This window comes from Paracoccus limosus (assembly GCF_009711185.1).
In the GTDB taxonomy this organism is placed as follows: domain Bacteria; phylum Pseudomonadota; class Alphaproteobacteria; order Rhodobacterales; family Rhodobacteraceae; genus Paracoccus; species Paracoccus limosus.
This window is the reverse complement of sequence record NZ_WMIF01000001.1, coordinates 235,489-253,339: the sequence shown is the minus strand read 5'-3', so window position 1 is coordinate 253,339 and position 17,851 is coordinate 235,489. Positions and strand designations below refer to the sequence as shown.

General features: G+C 64.9%; 17 protein-coding genes. 6 read left to right on the top strand and 11 right to left on the bottom strand.

The window, feature by feature from the left end; genetic code table 11:
• Position 1: 1 nt before the first annotated feature.
• The 6 genes from GL279_RS01345 to ccoN form a co-directional block, all read right to left on the bottom strand.
• The gene (locus GL279_RS01345) at positions 2 to 493 is read right to left on the bottom strand and encodes a FixH family protein (protein WP_155062792.1); all 492 of its coding nucleotides are present in this window, start codon (positions 491 to 493) and stop codon (positions 2 to 4) included.
• Positions 490 to 1,938 carry a cytochrome c oxidase accessory protein CcoG gene (ccoG, locus tag GL279_RS01340; RefSeq protein ID WP_155062791.1) on the bottom strand — a complete coding sequence of 483 codons (1,449 nt, stop codon included), beginning with the start codon at positions 1,936 to 1,938 and terminating at the stop codon, positions 490 to 492. Before ccoG ends, GL279_RS01345 begins: the two co-directional genes overlap by 4 nt.
• A gap of 234 nt (positions 1,939 to 2,172) precedes the next feature.
• Positions 2,173 to 3,243, bottom strand: coding sequence for a cytochrome-c oxidase, cbb3-type subunit III (gene ccoP, locus GL279_RS01335; RefSeq protein WP_246175065.1), 1,071 nt, complete (start codon positions 3,241 to 3,243; stop codon positions 2,173 to 2,175).
• The gene (locus GL279_RS01330; protein WP_155062790.1) at positions 3,243 to 3,431 is read right to left on the bottom strand and encodes a cbb3-type cytochrome c oxidase subunit 3; all 189 of its coding nucleotides are present in this window, start codon (positions 3,429 to 3,431) and stop codon (positions 3,243 to 3,245) included. The genes ccoP and GL279_RS01330 overlap by 1 nt, the downstream gene beginning before the upstream one ends.
• Positions 3,432 to 3,440: 9 nt before the next feature.
• Positions 3,441 to 4,166, bottom strand: a complete 726-nt coding sequence (gene ccoO / locus GL279_RS01325; RefSeq protein ID WP_155062789.1) for a cytochrome-c oxidase, cbb3-type subunit II — start codon at positions 4,164 to 4,166, stop codon at positions 3,441 to 3,443.
• A 9-nt stretch (positions 4,167 to 4,175) separates the two neighbouring features.
• Complete coding sequence (ccoN, locus tag GL279_RS01320; RefSeq protein WP_155062788.1) at positions 4,176 to 5,795, bottom strand: cytochrome-c oxidase, cbb3-type subunit I; 1,620 nt, start codon at positions 5,793 to 5,795, stop codon at positions 4,176 to 4,178.
• Positions 5,796 to 5,993: 198 nt separating this feature from the next.
• Between ccoN and GL279_RS01315 the strand changes: the two genes are divergently transcribed.
• Positions 5,994 to 6,827: a universal stress protein gene (locus GL279_RS01315; RefSeq protein WP_155062787.1), complete on the top strand. Its 834-nt coding sequence runs from the start codon at positions 5,994 to 5,996 to the stop codon at positions 6,825 to 6,827.
• A 15-nt stretch (positions 6,828 to 6,842) separates the two neighbouring features.
• Here GL279_RS01315 and fnrL read toward each other — a convergent pair whose 3' ends face one another.
• Positions 6,843 to 7,592 (bottom strand): transcriptional regulator FnrL, encoded by a 750-nt coding sequence (gene fnrL / locus GL279_RS01310; protein ID WP_155062884.1) that lies wholly within the window; start codon positions 7,590 to 7,592, stop codon positions 6,843 to 6,845.
• Positions 7,593 to 7,641: 49 nt separating this feature from the next.
• On the opposite strand from fnrL, the gene hemN reads away from it, so the two are divergent.
• Positions 7,642 to 8,997 (top strand): oxygen-independent coproporphyrinogen III oxidase, encoded by a 1,356-nt coding sequence (gene hemN / locus GL279_RS01305; protein WP_155062786.1) that lies wholly within the window; start codon positions 7,642 to 7,644, stop codon positions 8,995 to 8,997.
• Between the two features lie 51 nt (positions 8,998 to 9,048).
• On the opposite strand, the gene polA is transcribed toward hemN, so the two are convergent.
• Both polA and GL279_RS01295 read right to left on the bottom strand, forming a co-directional pair.
• Positions 9,049 to 11,853: a DNA polymerase I gene (gene polA / locus GL279_RS01300; RefSeq protein ID WP_155062785.1), complete on the bottom strand. Its 2,805-nt coding sequence runs from the start codon at positions 11,851 to 11,853 to the stop codon at positions 9,049 to 9,051.
• A 172-nt stretch (positions 11,854 to 12,025) separates the two neighbouring features.
• Positions 12,026 to 12,214, bottom strand: coding sequence for a zinc-finger domain-containing protein (locus GL279_RS01295; RefSeq protein WP_155062784.1), 189 nt, complete (start codon positions 12,212 to 12,214; stop codon positions 12,026 to 12,028).
• A gap of 69 nt (positions 12,215 to 12,283) precedes the next feature.
• Here GL279_RS01295 and GL279_RS01290 point away from each other — a divergent pair, with 69 nt between their 5' ends.
• Positions 12,284 to 13,237, top strand: coding sequence for an ABC transporter ATP-binding protein (locus GL279_RS01290; RefSeq protein ID WP_155062783.1), 954 nt, complete (start codon positions 12,284 to 12,286; stop codon positions 13,235 to 13,237).
• A gap of 13 nt (positions 13,238 to 13,250) precedes the next feature.
• On the opposite strand, the gene GL279_RS01285 is transcribed toward GL279_RS01290, so the two are convergent.
• Together GL279_RS01285 and GL279_RS01280 are read right to left on the bottom strand one after the other, a co-directional pair.
• Positions 13,251 to 13,625, bottom strand: a complete 375-nt coding sequence (locus GL279_RS01285) for an HIT domain-containing protein (protein ID WP_155062782.1) — start codon at positions 13,623 to 13,625, stop codon at positions 13,251 to 13,253.
• A gap of 12 nt (positions 13,626 to 13,637) precedes the next feature.
• Complete coding sequence (locus tag GL279_RS01280) at positions 13,638 to 15,215, bottom strand: DUF5928 domain-containing protein (RefSeq protein WP_155062781.1); 1,578 nt, start codon at positions 15,213 to 15,215, stop codon at positions 13,638 to 13,640.
• A 131-nt stretch (positions 15,216 to 15,346) separates the two neighbouring features.
• Between GL279_RS01280 and GL279_RS01275 the strand changes: the two genes are divergently transcribed.
• The 3 genes from GL279_RS01275 (at position 15,347) to plsX (ending at position 17,841) form a co-directional block, all read left to right on the top strand.
• A complete protein-coding gene (locus GL279_RS01275; RefSeq protein ID WP_155062780.1) occupies positions 15,347 to 16,165 on the top strand; it encodes a sulfotransferase family protein in 819 nt (272 codons plus the stop codon).
• 342 nt (positions 16,166 to 16,507) lie between these two features.
• The gene (gene rpmF, locus GL279_RS01270; protein ID WP_155062779.1) at positions 16,508 to 16,714 is read left to right on the top strand and encodes a 50S ribosomal protein L32; all 207 of its coding nucleotides are present in this window, start codon (positions 16,508 to 16,510) and stop codon (positions 16,712 to 16,714) included.
• A 17-nt stretch (positions 16,715 to 16,731) separates the two neighbouring features.
• Positions 16,732 to 17,841 (top strand): phosphate acyltransferase PlsX, encoded by a 1,110-nt coding sequence (plsX, locus tag GL279_RS01265; RefSeq protein WP_155062778.1) that lies wholly within the window; start codon positions 16,732 to 16,734, stop codon positions 17,839 to 17,841.
• The last annotated feature ends 10 nt before the right edge of the window (positions 17,842 to 17,851 follow it).

The window sequence follows — 17,851 nt, the reverse complement described above, 5'->3', positions numbered from 1 at the left end:
CTTACTGGACCCGGTTGCCGTGGTAATGGTCGATGCGCTGGCGGAACTCGGTGCCGTCCCACGCTGTCGCCACGACATGGATGTTCCACAGCCCTGGCTTGAGCGTCAAGGGCGCGACATAAAGCCCGCCCTCATAACGCATCTGCGGGTGCTGATCCTCGGCGACATAGGTGGGGCGGCCGACCGTCACCGCGATGTCGCGGATGCGCGCCGGGTTGCCTTGGGCGTCGCGGATCGCCAGCACCAGCTCTTTGCCATCGTAATCGGCGCTGACCTTCCAGCCCAAGGCCTGCTGCGCGGCGCGGTCGCGGTCGAAGCTTTGCGACGCGACATAGCTGTTAGCGACCTCGAGTCCGGGAAAGGTGCCGACAGCCTTGACCGCCATCAGCACGTTGACGCCGATGATGACCCCGAACGCGGTCAAGGTGATCGCCAGCACATGCTTGCCAGTCAGCGTCTTGCCGGTGAGGGGCTTGCCGCGCGCTGCGCTCATTTCTCGCTCCTTCCGTGGAAGACGGTGTTTACATGCGTTTTCAGCCCGTCCGACAGATCCTCGATCCACAGTTCGATCTCGGCCTGCCCGCCCTCGGCCATGGCCGAGCCCGGGGCGGCGGTCAGATACAGCCGCTGGGTCTGGGTGGTGTCGGGAGCCACGTGAATGCGGGCGTCGGGCTGGCCTTCCAGCAACACGGCAATGCCCTGCGGCACCGAGCCATCGGCAGCGGTCACGGAAACCGCGAACTCATGTTCCTTGCCCTGTTTGTTGCGCAGGCGCAGCGAATAGGTGTTGCGGATCGCGCCGTCGGCCATGGTGACGTAAAGCGGGTTTCTGACCGGCGTCACGTTCAGGTCAAAGGGCGAGCGCAGGAACAGCGCCACGATCAGCGCGATGCCGATACCGGCCCAAAGCGTGAAATACAGCACCGTGCGCGGGCGCAGGATATGGCGCCAGACCGATTTCGGCGCCGCGCCGGCACGTTCGGCGGTCTCGTCCTTCAGCGCCATATAGTCGATCAGCCCGCGCGGCTTGCCGATCTTGTCCATCACATCGTCGCAGGCGTCGATGCAGAGCGCGCAGGTGATGCATTCCAGCTGCTGGCCATCGCGGATGTCGATGCCCATCGGACAGACGTTCACACAGGCCATGCAGTCGATGCAATCGCCCTTGGGCGCGGCATCGGGGGTCACCTTGGACTTGCCGCGCGGCTCGCCCCGCCAGTCGCGATAGGCGACGGTCAGGGTTTCCTCGTCCATCATCGCGGCCTGAATCCGCGGCCAGGGGCAGGCATAGATGCAGATCTGTTCGCGGGCAAAGCCGCCGAACAGGAAGGTCGTCGCCGTCATCGTCGCGATGGTGATATAGGCCACCGGATGCGCCTGCCCGGTCAGCAGATTGCCCAGAAGCGTCGGGGCGTCGGTGAAATAGAACACCCAGGCGCCGCCGGTCATCAGCGCGATCACCAGCCAGATCGTCCATTTCGTCAGCCGCAGCCGGGCCTTGCGCGCGCTCCAGGGTTCGTTCCACAGCCGGACACGGGCGTTGCGATCACCCTCGACCCAGCGCTCGGTCAGGATGAAAAGATCAGTCCAGACTGTCTGCGGGCAGGTATAGCCGCACCAGACCCGGCCCAGCGCCGAGGTGAACAGGAACAGCCCCAGCCCCGCCATGACCAGAAGGCCGGCGACGAAATAGAATTCATGCGGCCAGATCTCGATCCAGAAAAAGAAGAAGCGCCGGTTGGCCAGATCGACCAGCACCGCCTGATCGGGCAGGCTGGGACCACGGTCCCAGCGGATCCAGGGCAGCAGGTAATAGATCCCCAGCGTCACCGCCATGATGATCCATTTCAGGTTGCGAAAGCGACCCTTGACCCGGCGCGGAAAGATCGGCTCGCGGGCGGCATATAGATTTGGCGGGTCGATGTCGGCTTTCGACATGGAATGGCTCCTCTTGCGCTGGCGCCAGCCTAGGGGGCCGGATCGCTGGCTGCCTTGATCTGTATCAAGTCCCGACGGCCCGGGACAAATGCGCCCGGGGGCAGGCATCTGCCGCCCCCGGACCGGGATCCCCGCAAAGGTTCCACGAATTCAAGAGCACCGACCCCCAGGAAACGCGCGAACAAGAGAGGGTCGGTGCCACCACAGCCGGCGGGCCGGCCATGGATCTGGGTGTCACTCGCCTCCGCCGAGGCTGTGGACATAGGAAGCGACGGCGCGGATATCGGCCTCGGACAGACGCCCGGCCCAGGCCGGCATGACGCCATAGGGGCCGTCATGCACGATGCGGGTCAGCGTCGCCGGGTCCGAACCGTAAAGCCAGACCGCGTCGGTCAGGTTCGGCGCGCCCTGCGCACGGTCACCGGTGCCGTTCTCGCCATGGCAGGCGGTGCAGTTGTCGGCAAAGACCTGTTTGCCCTCGGCCGCCAGCGTCGCGTCATGCGGCCGGCCGCCCAGTTGCAGGACGTAATTGACCACCTGACCGATCTGGGCATTGTCCAGCAGCCCGTCGGTGCCGAATTTCGGCATTTCCGAGAAGCGGGTGTCGGCATCCTTGGGATCGCGGATCCCGTGCTGGATCGTGGTGTGGATGTCGTCGATCGTGCCGCCCCACAGCCAGTCATTGTCCAGAAGCGTCGGATAGCCGGCGTTGCCGCCCGCGCCCGAACCGTGGCACTGCGCGCACCAGGTGCGGAAGATCGCCGAGCCCGCATTGGCGGTATAGTTCGCCAGCTCCGGATCGGCCGAGATCTGGTCCAGCGGCGTCTGCACCAGCTTGGCCTGGATCGGGGCGTTCGCCTCGGCAAAACGCTGGATATCGGCGGCGACCTCGCCGCGATAGGTGGTGCCGATGACGCCGGTGGTGGCGTGGTTCAGCAGCGGGATCGCCGGATAGGCGATGACATAGCCCACCGCCCAGACGACAGTGGCGTAAAAGCTCCACAGCCACCAGCGCGGCAGCGGGTTGTCATATTCCATGATCCCGTCCCAGCTGTGGCCGGTCGAGGGCACCTCGACCTTGTGGCGCACGCCCTTGCGGTCGCGCACCACGCGGGTCTGGACCGCTGCGGGCTTGTGCAGCGGCTCGCCGTCGGGCCCCTCGGGCGGGTTGGCGGCGATGCTGGCCTCATGGGCCTCATCGGCGGCCAGCCGCCCGAGTTCGATGCGGTTGTCGGCGTTTTCCGGGCTGGCGGCATCGGGCGCGCCGGCATCAGGGTGGCTCGTGCGTTTGTCGTCCTCGGACATCACTCGGCTTCCTTCTCGCCCGTTTCGACGGGCCTTGTCTCATTGCGGAAGATGCTTTCGGCGGCATCGCGATGCAGTGCCCGGGTGCCGGGCCGCAAGGCAAAGACGCAAGAGCCGACAAAGAACAGCACCAGGCTCAGCAGCACCCAGCTGTCAGCCAGTTCGCGCAGCAGCGTATAGCGGTCCATGTCCCCTCCTCAGCGCGTCGGGTCCGGCTCGAAGGTCGAGAAATCGACCATCGTGCCCAGAACTTGCAGATAGGCGATCAGGGCATCCATTTCGGACACGCCGGGCTTGCGGTCGAAGTTGCGCTGCTGGGCGCCGGGATAGCGCGCATCCAGCCCCGAGGCATCGGCATCGGGATCGGCCTGAGCCCGGAAATCGGCGATGGCATTGGCCACCATCTCGTCATTGTAGGGCACGCCGACCATCTCATCGGTGCTGAGACGTTCCTTCATGTTCGACGGGTCGATGATCCGGTTCCGCAGGAAGCCGTATTTCGGCATGATCGATTCCGGCACCACCGCCTGCGGGTTGGTCAGGTGGTCGATATGCCATTCATCCGAATAGCGGCCGCCGACACGGGCCAGATCCGGCCCGGTGCGTTTCGACCCCCATTGGAACGGGTGGTCATACATCGATTCAGCCGCCAGGCTGTAATGGCCGTAACGTTCCACCTCGTCGCGCATCGGCCGGATCATCTGGCTGTGGCAGACATAGCAGCCCTCGCGGACATAGATGTCGCGGCCCTTCAGCTCCAGCGGCGTATAGGGCCGCACGCCGGTGACCTTTTCGATGGTGTTCTGCAGGTAGAACAGCGGCACGATTTCGACCAGACCGCCGATGGTGACGACCAGGAAGGAAAAGACCAGCAGCAGCGTGGCGTTCTTTTCAAGGATCTTGTGTTTTTCAAGGATGGCCATGATCCGCCCTCACTCTGCCGGGACCGCGATGGCGGTCGCATGGGTTTTGGGTTGCTTGGCGACGGTGGCCCACAGGTTGTAGCACATGATCAGCGCCCCGCTGAGATAGAGCACGCCACCGGATGCGCGCACCACGTTCATCGGGAACTTGGCTGCAACCGTGTCGGCAAAGGCGTTGACCAGGAAGCCCTGCGCATCGACCTCGCGCCACATCAGACCTTCCATGATGCCCGAGACCCACATCGAGGCCGCGTAGAGCACCAGACCGATGGTCGCGAGCCAGAAGTGCCAGCTGACCAGCGCGTCCGAATAAAGCCGCTCACGACCCCACAGGCGCGGCGTCAGGTAGTAAAGCGCGCCAAAGGTGATCATGCCGTTCCAGCCCAGAGCGCCCGAGTGCACGTGGCCGATGGTCCAGTCGGTATAGTGGCTGAGCGAGTTGACAGCTTTGATCGACATCATCGGACCTTCAAAGGTCGCCATGCCGTAAAAGCCCACTGCGACGACCATCATGCGCAGCACCGGATCGGTGCGCAGCTTGTCCCATGCGCCCGAAAGCGTCATCAGGCCGTTGATCATGCCGCCCCACGAGGGCATCCACAGCATGATCGAGAACACCATGCCCAGCGTCGTGGCCCAATCGGGCAGCGCGGTATAGTGCAGGTGGTGCGGACCGGCCCAGATATACATGAAGATCAGGGCCCAGAAGTGGATGATCGACAGCTTGTAGCTATAGACCGGGCGCTCGGCCTGCTTGGGGATGAAGTAATACATCATGCCGAGGAACCCGGCGGTCAGGAAGAAGCCCACGGCGTTGTGGCCATACCACCATTGCACCAAGCCGTCCTGCACGCCCGAGAACACCTGCACCGATTTCGAGCCGAGCAAGCTGACCGGCACCGACAGGTTGTTGACGATATGCAGCATCGCGATGGTCACGATGAAGGACAGATAGAACCAGTTCGCGACGTAGATATGCGGTTCCTTGCGCTTCAGGATCGTGCCAAGGAAGACCGCCAGATAGACGACCCAGACCACAGTCAGCCACCAGTCCGCATACCATTCCGGCTCGGCGTATTCCTTGGACTGGGTGGCGCCCAAGATATAGCCGGTCGCCGCCAGCACGATGAACAGGTTGTAGCCCCAGAACACGAACCAGCCTGCATTGCCGCCCCAGAGCCGTGCCGCGGAAGTGCGCTGCACGACGTAGAACGAGGTCGCGATCAGCGCGTTGCCACCAAAGGCAAAGATCACCGCGCTGGTGTGCAGCTGGCGCAGCTTGCCAAAGTTGGTGTAGCCCATCGTGTAATCGCTGAAGTTCAGCACCGGGAAGGCCAACTGAAAGGCGATGACGACGCCGACCAGAAAGCCGACGACGCCCCAGAAGGCGGTCGCCGTCACGCCCGCGCGCACCACCGAATCGAAATATTCGGTCTGCGGCGCCGGATCCAGCGAGGGTTGCGCATTCCCCATCTGGCGCAGCACGCGGATGAACATGACGCTGGCAACCAGCATGACAATCAGCGCGCTGACCAGATAGGCGGGGTCATCTGGCCGCGCGTAGTTCGCGGCGATGGCGGCAAGCACCGCAATCGCCCCAAGCGCTATCAGCTTGATGGTATCCAACATGAGGTTTCTCTGTCCCTTACTCTGCACCCGTCCCGACCCTGACGGCCGGGCGTGCGATCTGTCATCGGCAAGAATAATGCTCACGTGATCGCGAGACTTTGATCTGTGTCAATTCAGGGGCGCAAAACAGGTGTAAGCTGGGCCTATGCCACACGGCGCACCCTTGGTCGCCGCCGGCAATCCAATGGAGAGGGGACGATGGGCTACAAATCCATCCTGACCGTGCTGACCAATGCCGATCAGAAGCAACAGCTTGATTCGGCGATCGCCATGACCCGGCGCGAGAATGGGCATCTCGACGTGTTCTGCCTGGGCGTCGATCACAGCCAGACGGGCTATTACTATGCCGGGGCCTCGGCCTATATCCTGCAAGAGACCATCGACAAGGCGGTCGGCGCCGCCAGCGAGCTGGAAGAAAAGGTGCGCGAGCGGCTGAACCCCGAAGACATCCGCTGGTCCGTAGACAGCGCCGTCGCGCAGGTGGGCGGGCTCTCGACACTGGTGGCGATGCGGGCGCGCTATAGCGATCTGGTGGTGCTTTCGCGTCCCTATGGCCCCGATGCCACCATCGATTCCGAGGCGATCACCGAAGCCGCGCTGTTCGAGGGCGCGGCCCCGGTGCTGATCGTGCCGGGCGAGCTGAGCGAACCCTTTGGCAAGCGCATCCTGATCGCGTGGAACCAGTCGACCGAGGCCATGGCTGCGGTGCGCCGCGCCCTGCCGCTGCTGCAGGCCGCCGATGCCGTCGAGATCACCGTGGTCGATCCCTCGCCCAACGGGCCCGAGCGGTCCGATCCGGGCGGCGCGCTCTGCCAGATGCTGACCCGCCATGGCGTCAAAGCCGAGATTGCGGTGCTGGCGCGCACCCTGCCCCAAATCAGCGATATCCTGAACCATCGCGCCACCGAGATCGCTGCGGATATGGTGGTGATGGGGGCCTATGGCCATTCGCGCTTTCGTCAGGCGATCCTGGGCGGTGCGACCCGCAACATGCTGGAAAAGGCAAAAGTGCCGGTGCTGATGGCGCGCTAAGGCGCCATCGCGGCATCAGTTCGGTATGCCGCCGTCCGAGTCGTCCCCGCTTTCGACAACGAGATCCTGAAAGCTGGGGATGACGACGCGGCGCTTGCCCTCCAGCACGATGACCCCGTCGCGCTTCAGCGCGCTCATCTGGCGGCTGACGGTTTCCAGCGTCAGGCCAAGGTAATCGGCCATGGCCTCGCGCGTCAGCGGCAGCTCGATGGTGATGCGCCCCTCGGCGGGACGCTTGATCAGCGCGGCCTCGCGCCGGGCCAGAATGACCAGCAGCGAGGCGATCTTTTCCCGCGCCGATTTGCGGCCCAGAAGCAGCAACCAGTCGCGCGCCGCATCCAGCTCGTCCAGCGTCATCTCCAGCAGCCGGCCCGCGATGCGCGGGCGCGCCATCAGCAGGGACTCAAAGGGTTTGCGCCGGAAGCAGCACAGGATCAGATCGCTGGTCGCGGTCACCGTATAGGCGGCAACGGCGCGGCCCGGACGGCCAAGAAAATCGCTGGGCAAAAGCAGCCCCACCATCTGGGTGCGCCCATCCTCAAGCTGCTGGGTCAGCCCGGCCATGCCCGAGACCACCGAGCCCACGAAATCCATGCGGTCGCCCGCCCAGACCACGACCTGCCCGGCCTGATAGGTGCGATAGAACTTGGTGCTTTCCAATTCGCCCAACTCGTCGGCCTCGCAATGCGCGCAGACGGCCCGATAGCGGACCGGACAGATGTCGCAGGCTTGCTGCGACGCAATAAGAGCTGCATCAGCGGGCATATTGATCTGGGTCAAGGAAAGGGGCTCCTGTTCCGCCTAGATTAACGGCATGACACAGCAATCGCAACTTGAGCGTTTGGGGCTTTTTGACGCGCGGGTCCCACGCTACACAAGCTATCCCACGGCGCCGCATTTCACACCTGCCGTCGGGACCGCCCAGTTTCAGGACTGGATCGCGGCAATCCCCGCCGGGGCCAGCATCTCACTGTACCTGCATGTGCCGTTTTGCCGCAAGCTGTGCTGGTTCTGCGCCTGCCGCACGCAGGGCACGCAATCCGACAAGCCGGTGCGCGCCTATGCCGAAACGCTTCTGGCCGAGATCGCCCTGCTGCGATCCGCCCTTGCCCCCGGCGTGACGCTGTCGCGCCTGCATTGGGGCGGCGGCACCCCGACGCTTTTGCCGGCAGACCTGATCCGCCGGCTGGCCGATACCGTGCTCAGCGCCTTTCCGCTGGCGCCGGGGGCCGAATTCTCGGTCGAGATCGACCCCAATGAAATCGACGCCGAGCGCATGGACGCGCTGGCGCAATCCGGGCTCAGCCGCGCCTCGATCGGGGTGCAGGACTTTGACCCCGAGATCCAGCGCACCATCGGCCGCGAGCAAAGCTTCGAGCTGACCCGCCGCGCGGTGGACCTGATCCGCGAACGTGGCATCGCCAGCCTGAATGCCGACATCCTTTATGGCCTGCCGCATCAGGACAACCAGCGCATCGCCGATTCCGTGCAAAAGCTGCTGGCGCTGTCGCCCGACCGGGTGGCGCTTTACGGCTATGCGCATGTGCCGTGGATGGCCAAGCGGCAGGTGATGATCCCCACCGAGGCCCTGCCCGCCGCGCCCGACCGGCTGAGCCTGTTCCAGACCGCGCGCGAGCTGTTTCTGATGGACGGCTATCAGGAAATCGGCATTGACCATTTCGCCCGCCCCGGCGACGGGCTGGCGACGGCGCAACGGCTGGGCAAGCTGCGGCGCAATTTCCAGGGCTATACCGACGATCAGGCGCCGGTGCTGATCGGGCTCGGCGCCTCGTCGATCTCGCGCTTTCCGCAGGGATACGCCCAGAACGCCCCGGCGACCGGTGCCCATGTCGAGGCGATCCGGGCCGGCCGCTTCTCGACCCGGCGCGGCCATGCCTTCAGCGCCGAGGATATCTGGCGCGCCCGGATGATCGAGGCACTGATGTGCGATTTCCGCATCGACGCGCAGGAATTCATCCGCGATCATGGCTTTACCGCCGAGACGCTGGCCGCGCGGCTGGCCCCGGTCGCCCAACGCTTTACCGGCATGGTCGCGCTGGACGAAACCGGCCTGACGATCCTGCCGCAAGGTCAGGCGCTGACGCGCATGATCGCGCGCATGTTCGACGCCTATGATCTGGCCGCCTCGGGCCATTCGCCGGCAATCTGACGGTTGCGCCGCCCCTCCCGCGCCTTGATCGGCGTGGAGGGCGGCGGATCCTCAATGCGCCTCGGCCCAGTTCAGGCCGGTGCCCGCATCCACGATCAGCGGCACGTCCAGTTGCAGCGCCGGTTCGGCGGCGGTTTCCATCACCTGCCGCGCCCGCGCGATCAGTTCGGGCACCGCGCTTTCTTCGACCTCAAAGACCAGCTCGTCATGCACCTGCAGCAGCATCTTGGCCGGCAGGTCGCGGATCGCGGCCGGCATGCGGATCATGGCGCGCCGGATGATGTCGGCCGCCGCACCCTGGATCGGGGCGTTGATCGCGGCCCGCCGCGCGCCCCCCGCCGCCGGACCCGACTGGTTGATGCCCGGCGTATTGATCCGCCGCCCGAACAGGGTGCGCACGAACCCGTCCTGCTTGGCCTCGGCCACGGTGCGGTCCATATAGACGCGGATCTCGGGGAAACGCTCGAAATAAGTGTCGATAAAGGCCTGCGCCTCGGCCCGCGGAATGCGCAGGTTGCGCGCCAGACCAAAGCCCGAGATGCCATAGATCACGCCAAAGTTGATCGCCTTGGCGCGGCGGCGGATCATCGGGTCCATGCCCTCGACCGGGACGCCGAACATCTGGCTGGCGGTCATGGCGTGAATGTCGATGCCGTCGCGGAACGCCTGCACCAGTGCGGGGATCCGCGCGACATGGGCTAGGATGCGCAGCTCGATCTGGCTGTAGTCAAGGCTGACCAGCCGCATCCCCGGCCCGGCGACAAAGGCCTCGCGGATGCGCCGCCCCTCGTCGGTCCTGACCGGAATGTTCTGCAGGTTCGGATCGGTCGAGGCCAGTCGCCCGGTCTGCGCCCCGGCGATTGAATAGCTGGTGTGCACGCGGCCCGTCTCAGAGTTCACATGCAAGGGCAGCGCATCGGTATAGGTCGATTTCAGCTTGGAGAGCCCGCGCCAGTCCAGCACCCGCGCCGGCAGGTCATGGCCTTCGGCGGCCAGATCCTCCAGCACCTCGGCGCTGGTCGAGAATGCGCCGGTCTTGCCCTGCTTGCCGCCCGCCAGCCCCATGCGCTCGAACAGGATCTCACCCAGCTGCTTGGGGCTGCCGACGTTGAAGGACCCGCCGGCCAGCTCGTGGATCTCGGCCTCCAAGCCCGCCATCTGCTGGGCAAAGGCGCTGGACATGCGGCGCAGGTGATCGGCGTCAATGCGGATGCCCGCCATCTCCATCTCGGCCAGCACCGGCACCATCGGCCGCTCCAACAGCTCATAGGCGGTCGAGACCCGCTCGCGCGACAACTGCGGGCGGAAATGGTGCCACAGCCGCCAGGTCACCTCGGCATCCTCGGCGGCATATTCCGCCGCCTTGTCGATGGCGACCTGCTGAAAGCCGATCTGCGCCTTGCCCGAACCGATCAGATCCTTGATCGGCACGCAGGCGTGGCCAAGATAGGTCGCGGCCAGCTCGTCCATGCCATGGTTATGCGTGCCGGCGTTCAGCACATAGGACATCAGCATGGTGTCATCGACCGGCGCCACGCGGATGCCGGCGCGGGCAAGGATCTTGACGTCATATTTGATGTTCTGGCCGATCTTCAGGACCGAATCGTCCTCCAGCATCGGCTTCAGGGCGGCCAGCGCCTGCGCGCGGTCGATCTGTCCCTCGGCCAGAACCGGCCCGCCGAACAGATCGCCCGGCGCACCCTCGCCGACATGGCCCAGCGGGATATAGCAGGCCCGGCCCGGGCCGGTGCACAGCGACACGCCGACCAGTTCCGCCGCCATCTCGTCAAGGCCAGTGGTCTCGGTGTCAAAGGCGACGATGCCGGTGTCGGCGATCCCGGCCAGCCAGCCGGTCAGCGCCGCCATGTCGCGGATCACCTCATAGCGGCTGCGATCGATCGGCGGCAGCGCGGCCCCCGCCTCGGCGGCAGGGGCATCGACCACCACCGGCGCCGGGGCAGCCGCGCCAAAGCGCTCGGCCACGCGCCCGGTCAGCGTGCGGAACTCCATCCGGTTCAGGAATTCGATCAGCGCCTCGGCATCGGGATCGCGCACCTCCAGCGTCTCCAGCCCGAACTCCAGCGGCGTGTCGCAATCCAGCTCCACCAGCCGCTTCGAGATGCGGATCTGCTCGGCATGGTCGATCAGGGTCTGACGGCGCTTGGGCTGCTTGATCTCGCCCGCCCGCGCCAACAGCGTCTCCAGATCGCCGAATTCCTCGATCAGCTGCGCGGCGGTCTTGATGCCGATGCCCGGCGCGCCCGGCACGTTATCGACCGAATCGCCGGCCAAGGCCTGCACATCCACCACCCGCTCCGGGCCGACGCCGAATTTCTCGCGCACCTCGTCGGGACCGATGGGCTTGCCCTTGATCGGGTCCAGCATCTCGACGCCGCCGCCGACCAGCTGCATCAGATCCTTGTCGCTGCTGATGATCGTGACGCGCCCGCCGGCATCGCGCGCCCGGCAGGACAGCGCGGCGATGATGTCATCGGCCTCATAGCCCGCGGTCTCGATACAGGCGATGTTGAAGGCCCGCGTCGCCTCGCGCGTCAGCGGGAATTGCGGGCGCAGATCCTCGGGCGGCTCGGGGCGGTTGGCCTTGTAAAGCGGATAGATCTCGTTGCGGAAGGTCTTGGAACTGTGGTCAAAGATCACCGCGACATGGGTCGGCGCATCCGCCCCGCGCGCATCCTGCACATATTTCCACAGCATGTTGCAAAAGCCGGCGACCGCCCCGATCGGCAGCCCATCGGACTTCCGCGTCAACGGCGGCAGCGCGTGATAGGCCCGAAAGATAAAGGCCGAGCCGTCGATCAGATGCAGATGGTGGCCCTTGCCGAAAACCCCGTCCATGAAGCGCCCCCTTGTCCCGGATCAGGCGCACCTTCTGCCATGAACGGATCGCCGGGCCAACCCCGGCCCGGCTTTCGCCATTTCACAAATACCCCCGCCGGAGGCAGCCGCCCGCACCACGCCGGGGCCAATCCACGCCCCGCATGCCTGCGATGCGGCAAGCATCACCCGATCAGTGATCGCTGTGGGCGTGGGCGCGGTCGATGACGAAACGCTTGTCGCAATAGCCGCATTCGACCCAGCCGCTGTCCTGCGGGATCGCCAGCCAGACGCGGGGATGCCCCAGCCCGCGCGACTCGTCGCCATCGCAAGCCACCTTCCAGGAGGTGACGGTCTGGATCTCTGGGGCCGGACGGGTCATGGTGGTTCCTTGAGCTTTGACGACAAACGCGGTTAAACCGGGGGCGATCATAATGACAGCCGAGCCGCGATGCCAGCCCCCCAGCAACCAATCGACACCGCGAATGCCATCGAGATCCGCGGCCTGACCAAGACCTATGCCGCAGCTGGCGCCGCCCCGCCCAAACAGGCGCTAAAGGGGCTGGATCTGACCATTCCGGCGGGCTCGATCTTTGGCCTGCTCGGCCCCAATGGCGCGGGCAAGTCCACGACGATCAATATCCTTGCCGGGCTGGTGCGCAAAACCGCCGGCAAGGTGACGATCTGGGGCTTTGATCAGGATGTGAACCCGCGCCAGTCGCGCGCCGCCATCGGCGTCATGCCGCAGGAACTCAACATCGACCCCTTCCTGTCGCCGCGCGCCAGCCTTGAGGTGCAGGCGGGGCTCTACGGCGTTCCCAAATACGAACGCTGGACCGACGAGCTTCTGGAACTGGTCGGGCTGACCGATCAGGCCGAAAGCTATTCGCGCCACCTCTCGGGCGGGATGAAGCGCCGGCTGCTGCTGGCCAAGGCGCTGGTGCACCGCCCGCAGATCCTCGTGCTGGACGAGCCCACCGCCGGCGTCGACATCCAGCTGCGCGAGATGCTGTGGCGCAATGTCCGCAAGCTGAACCAGCAGGGCATGACCATCATCCTGACCACGCATTACCTGGAAGAAGCGCAGGACATGTGCGACCGCATCGCCATCATCGACCGGGGCGAACTGGTGCTTTGCGAAGATACCGCGACCCTGCTCGGCCGCGCCGATTCCAAGACGCTGATCGTGCAGACCGCCGCCGAACCGGCCCTGCCGCCGCTGCCCGAAGGCGCCCGGGCCGAGCGGCGCCCCGACGGGCGGCTGGCGATCAGCTATGCGCCCTCGCGGCTCAGCACCGATGCGCTGATCGCGGCGCTGCATGGCGCGGGCCTGCCAATCCGGGATGTCGCGGTGGAAACCCCGGATCTCGAAGATGTCTTCGTGCAGCTGACCTCGCGGCCCTAGGGCCACGCGGGGCTCAGAACGGCGCGACCAGCGGCCCGACCGGGTGGCCGCCAAGGATATGCAGGTGGAAATGCGGCACCTCCTGCAGCCCGTGCTCACCGGCATTGGTGATGGCGCGGAAACCTTGGCCCGTCTCCATATCCAGCCCCAGCTCGCGGGTGATGTGGGCGACGGCGCGGTGGAAATCGACAATCTCGGCCTCGGACGCATGGGCGGCGAAGTCGTCATAGGTGACATAGGCACCCTTGGGGATCACCAGCACATGCACCGGCGCCTTGGGCGCGATGTCGTAAAAGGCCAGCGTGTGCTCGGTTTCCAGCACGGTCTTGTTGGGGATCTCGCCGCGCAGGATGCGGGCAAAGATATTCGTCGGATCATAGGCAGGCATCTGTTTTCCCTGTCAGTCGCTGAAAAGATGTTCGGCAGCCAGGATCTGATGCGCCATCTCGGGCGTCACATCCAGGAATTGGGCCAGCTGCGCGGCATTGTCATCGGCCGGACGCCAAGGCGCGATGGATTGCAGCGCGTCCAGATCGGCATCGCGCAGCCGCTCGGCCTCATGTTCCAGATCGGCGCGCACGGTGGGAATCAGCCGCTCGACGACCTCGGCCGAGGTCTCGGAACCGGCCAGCCCGACGCGCCGGATATGGCCGCGCAAATAGGCGTCGTCGAAATGCGAATCGATCAGCAGCACCCGCGTATCGGCCTTGTCCGAGCACAGGTCCTGAATCAGGTGCAGCGCCGAGGGGTCCAGACAGATCACCAGCCGGTTCGATTCGAATTGCTCGAACAACAGCTTCAGCAGGGCGCGGCGGTGATGCTCGCGCTTGGACACGGTGGTCTCGACCCCGCCCAGATCGGGCAGATGCGCCTCGACCTCGTTGAACAGGTAATCCACGGCCGGAATGTCGGTGTGCCGCCGGATCGCCTCGGTCAGGCGCTTGGCGACATGCCATTTCTTGGCCACCACCAGCCGCAACGCGTTCTGCCGGCCCAGACTGCCGTCCACCTCCCAGAATCGCGGGGCAAAGCGCCGGCCGATCCGCCCGCGCCCGGTCATGAAGCGAAAGAGCCCGGTCGCCTCGTTCGAGATCGGGAAATGCACCCCCGAGGCCGCCCAAAGCGCGCCCAGCCGCTCGCGCAGCCGGATCGCCTCGGGGCTGATCTTGCGGGCGAACAGATAGTTCTGCCCCATCAGCAGGTCGTAATGGTCGTTGTAGAAGGTGACCGGCATGCCATAATCGGTAAAGATCAGATAGGTCAGCGTGCGGGCGCGCAGCTCTTTCTTGGGCACGACATGCGGCACGATGGTCTGGAAGAAGGTCTCGTCCGGGATCCATGTGGTCGAAAAGAATCGCACGACATCCGGCCGGCTGTCGCAAAAGGCGATCACCTTCTCAAGGCTCTGCCGGCGCAGGCACCACCATTGCGAGCCGATCATCACCTGAATGTCCGAAGGCACCTCGCGCGTGATCTTGAAGCGCTTCTGCAGCTCGTAGCTGGCATAGAACAGCTTTGACCGGGTGCGCTCGTTGAACCAGTGGCGATAGATCAGCCGCTCTTCCTTGAAGCCGGTCTTGATCCAGTCCGATTCGAAGAAATCGAAGTTCTCGATATAGTCGCAGTCCTCGGCGTCCAGAAAGCCATGGGCGTATTGTGCCGATTTGATCGGCATGCAGTCGCCCGACAGCATGTAGAAATGCGTCGCCTGCGGAAACGCCTCCAGCGCCGCGCGCGCGGTATCCAGAGTTGCGCCGACCAGAGACCACTCGCCCCAGCCACATTTCCAGCGCCGATTGGCCAGCACAACCCCAGGGTTGTCCAGCAGCGCCTGCCGGATCTCCTCGAAATCCTTGGGATTCGCGCGGGCATCGAAATGGATCGCGACATAGTCGCCGGTCGCGGTCAGCCGCCGGGCCTGGGCAATGATGCCCTTGGGATCCTTGTGGCAGAGCAGAATGAAGGCAATGCGCGCCATTTACCCGTTGATCCCGTCTTTCGCCCCGAAACCTCGTCACGCGGTTGAATCTCGCCCGGTGATTTGATTTGTCTGTAACGATTTTGGCAGGGTCGGCAACCCGACGGGCGCCGCGAACAAGGAATGTGACTATGGGATTCCCCGGAACATGGATGACCGAGAGCCAGAGCATGGTCTATCGTGTCGTCCCGAAATGCGCGTGCTCGTCCATTGGCCAGATCATGTTCTTCTCGGACCACGGCCGCTATTTCGACGGCGACATCCATGACGCGACCACCGGCCTGCACAAATGGAACCAGGACCACAGCCAGAAGGCGATCGAGGACAGCGTCAAGGCGCATAGCGCCCTGACCTTCACCTGTGTGCGCAACCCCTATGGCCGCATCCTGTCGTCGTTCTTCGACAAGATCGCCGGGATCCAGCGCAACGGCAAACGCTACCGCGGCAATCTGGTGCCGCAGCTGATCCAGCGCTACGGCATCGACGTCGGCAGCCCGGAAAACGATTTCGACTTCGACCAGATCGCCAGCTTCCGCCGCTTCCTGCTCTTCGCGCGCGACACCATCCGCTGGCGCCGCCCGATGGAGCCCGACATCCACTGGTCGGCCATGTCCGGCCATATCTCGACCTTCATCGTCAACGGCGGTCGCTACGACCAGATCTTCTTCACCGAAAAATTCAACGAAGGCATGCAGAAGGTGCTGGACGCAGCCCCGACCCCGGTCAAGCTGGACGTGAACGACGTGCCCAAGTTCAACGAATCCGAAGGCCACGGCCCCAAGCGCGCCCATAAGATCAGCGAATACTTCGACGATCTGTCGCGCCACCTGATCTGGGAGATCTACAAGAAGGACTTCCAGCTCTTCAAATACGACTTCGACAACCCCGACAACAAATACCCCAAGGCCGAGGTCGATCTGGACGAAGTCCACGCCAAGCTCGGCAAATAGGCGCCTGTCCCGGCCGGGACGCGCGCCCGGCCCCCGGCCTTTCCCGCAGGTTTCTTTCGTGCCCAAATATCCCCGCCGGAGGCAGCGGCGCGCCTCGCGCCGCTTTGCCCGCGCCGCTGCGTCCGACGGCGCCACGGCAAGATTCTCCTTGCAAAATCGCCAGACCCGACTATTTTGCCGCCTTCATTCGACCGGCGGGGGATGACCCGGACCGTTGTCCCCTGGCGCGCAAATGCAGTTTCGCGCCTTGCGGTCGGCGTCCTATTGGCCTATGCCCCGCCCCAGACCCGATACACCCGGGGCCGCCCTGCGGTTGCCCCCCGAACCCCTTGAGGTTGAGACATGGCCGTCCCTCAGAACCGAGTTACCCGGTCCCGCCGCAACATGCGCCGTTCGCACGACGCACTGGTCGCCGGTAACCCGAACGAATGCACCAACTGCGGCGAGCTGAAGCGCCCGCACCACGTTTGCCCGTCCTGCGGTCATTACGATGGTCGTGAGGTCGTGGCTCAGGCCAACGAAGTCGATCTGGACGACGACGCGGCCTAAGCGGATCGACCGCGGCGATGACTTTGGCAGAGACCAAGACCGGCACGCGCGCCCCGGACAATAGGGGCAGCGTGGTGATATCCGTCGATGCCATGGGTGGCGACCGCGGCCCGGCTGCCGTTGTCGCCGGCATTGCCGAAAGCGCCGAGCGTAATCCCGACATCCGCTTCATCCTGCATGGGCCCAAGGCCCAGCTGGAACAGCTGATCGCCCGTCGCGGCGATCTGGCCGGGCGTTGCGACATTCGCGATGCCCAGGGCGTCGTGACCATGGATGACAAGCCCAGCCAGGTGCTTCGGCGCGGCGAAGGCACGTCGATGTGGTCGGCGCTGGAATCGGTGCGCAATGGCGAGGCGACGGTCGCGGTTTCCTGCGGCAACACCGGCGCGCTGATGGCGCTGTCGATGCTGCGCCTGCGCAAGCTGCCCGGCGTCAACCGGCCAGCCATCGCCTGCCTCTGGCCCTCGCGCAATCCGCATGGCTTCAACGTCATGCTGGACGTGGGCGCCGATATCCGCGCCGATGCGCAGGATCTTCTGACCTATGCGCTGATGGGCGCCTCCTATGCCCGCAACGGGCTGGGACTGGCCCGGCCGCGCGTCGGGCTGCTCAATGTCGGCACCGAGGAACACAAGGGCCGCGCCGAGCTGAAACAGGCGCATGAGCTGATGCCGGCTACGGCCGAATCGGCCAATTTCGACTATGTCGGCTTTATCGAGGGCAGCGACCTGCCCTCGGATCGGGTCGATGTCATCGTCACTGACGGCTTTACCGGCAATGTCGCGCTCAAGACCGGCGAAGGCACCGCCAAGCTGATCGCCGACCTGCTGAAACAGGCCTTCGGCAATTCCATCCTGTCCAAATTCGCGGCGCTGCTGGCGATGACATCGCTCAAGCGGCTGCAAAAGCGCATCGACCCGCGCCGGGTCAATGGCGGGGTGTTTCTTGGTCTGAACGGCACCGTCGTGAAATCGCATGGCTCGGCCGATGCGACCGGCGTTTCAGCCGCGATCAAGCTGGCGTTCCAACTGGCGCAGACCGGTTTCCACAACCGCCTTGCCGCCCGTGTCGCGCAATCGCTTGCGCCAGAAGCTGCCGGCCCCGCCGGCGAAACGAATATCAAGTGAACGAAGGGAC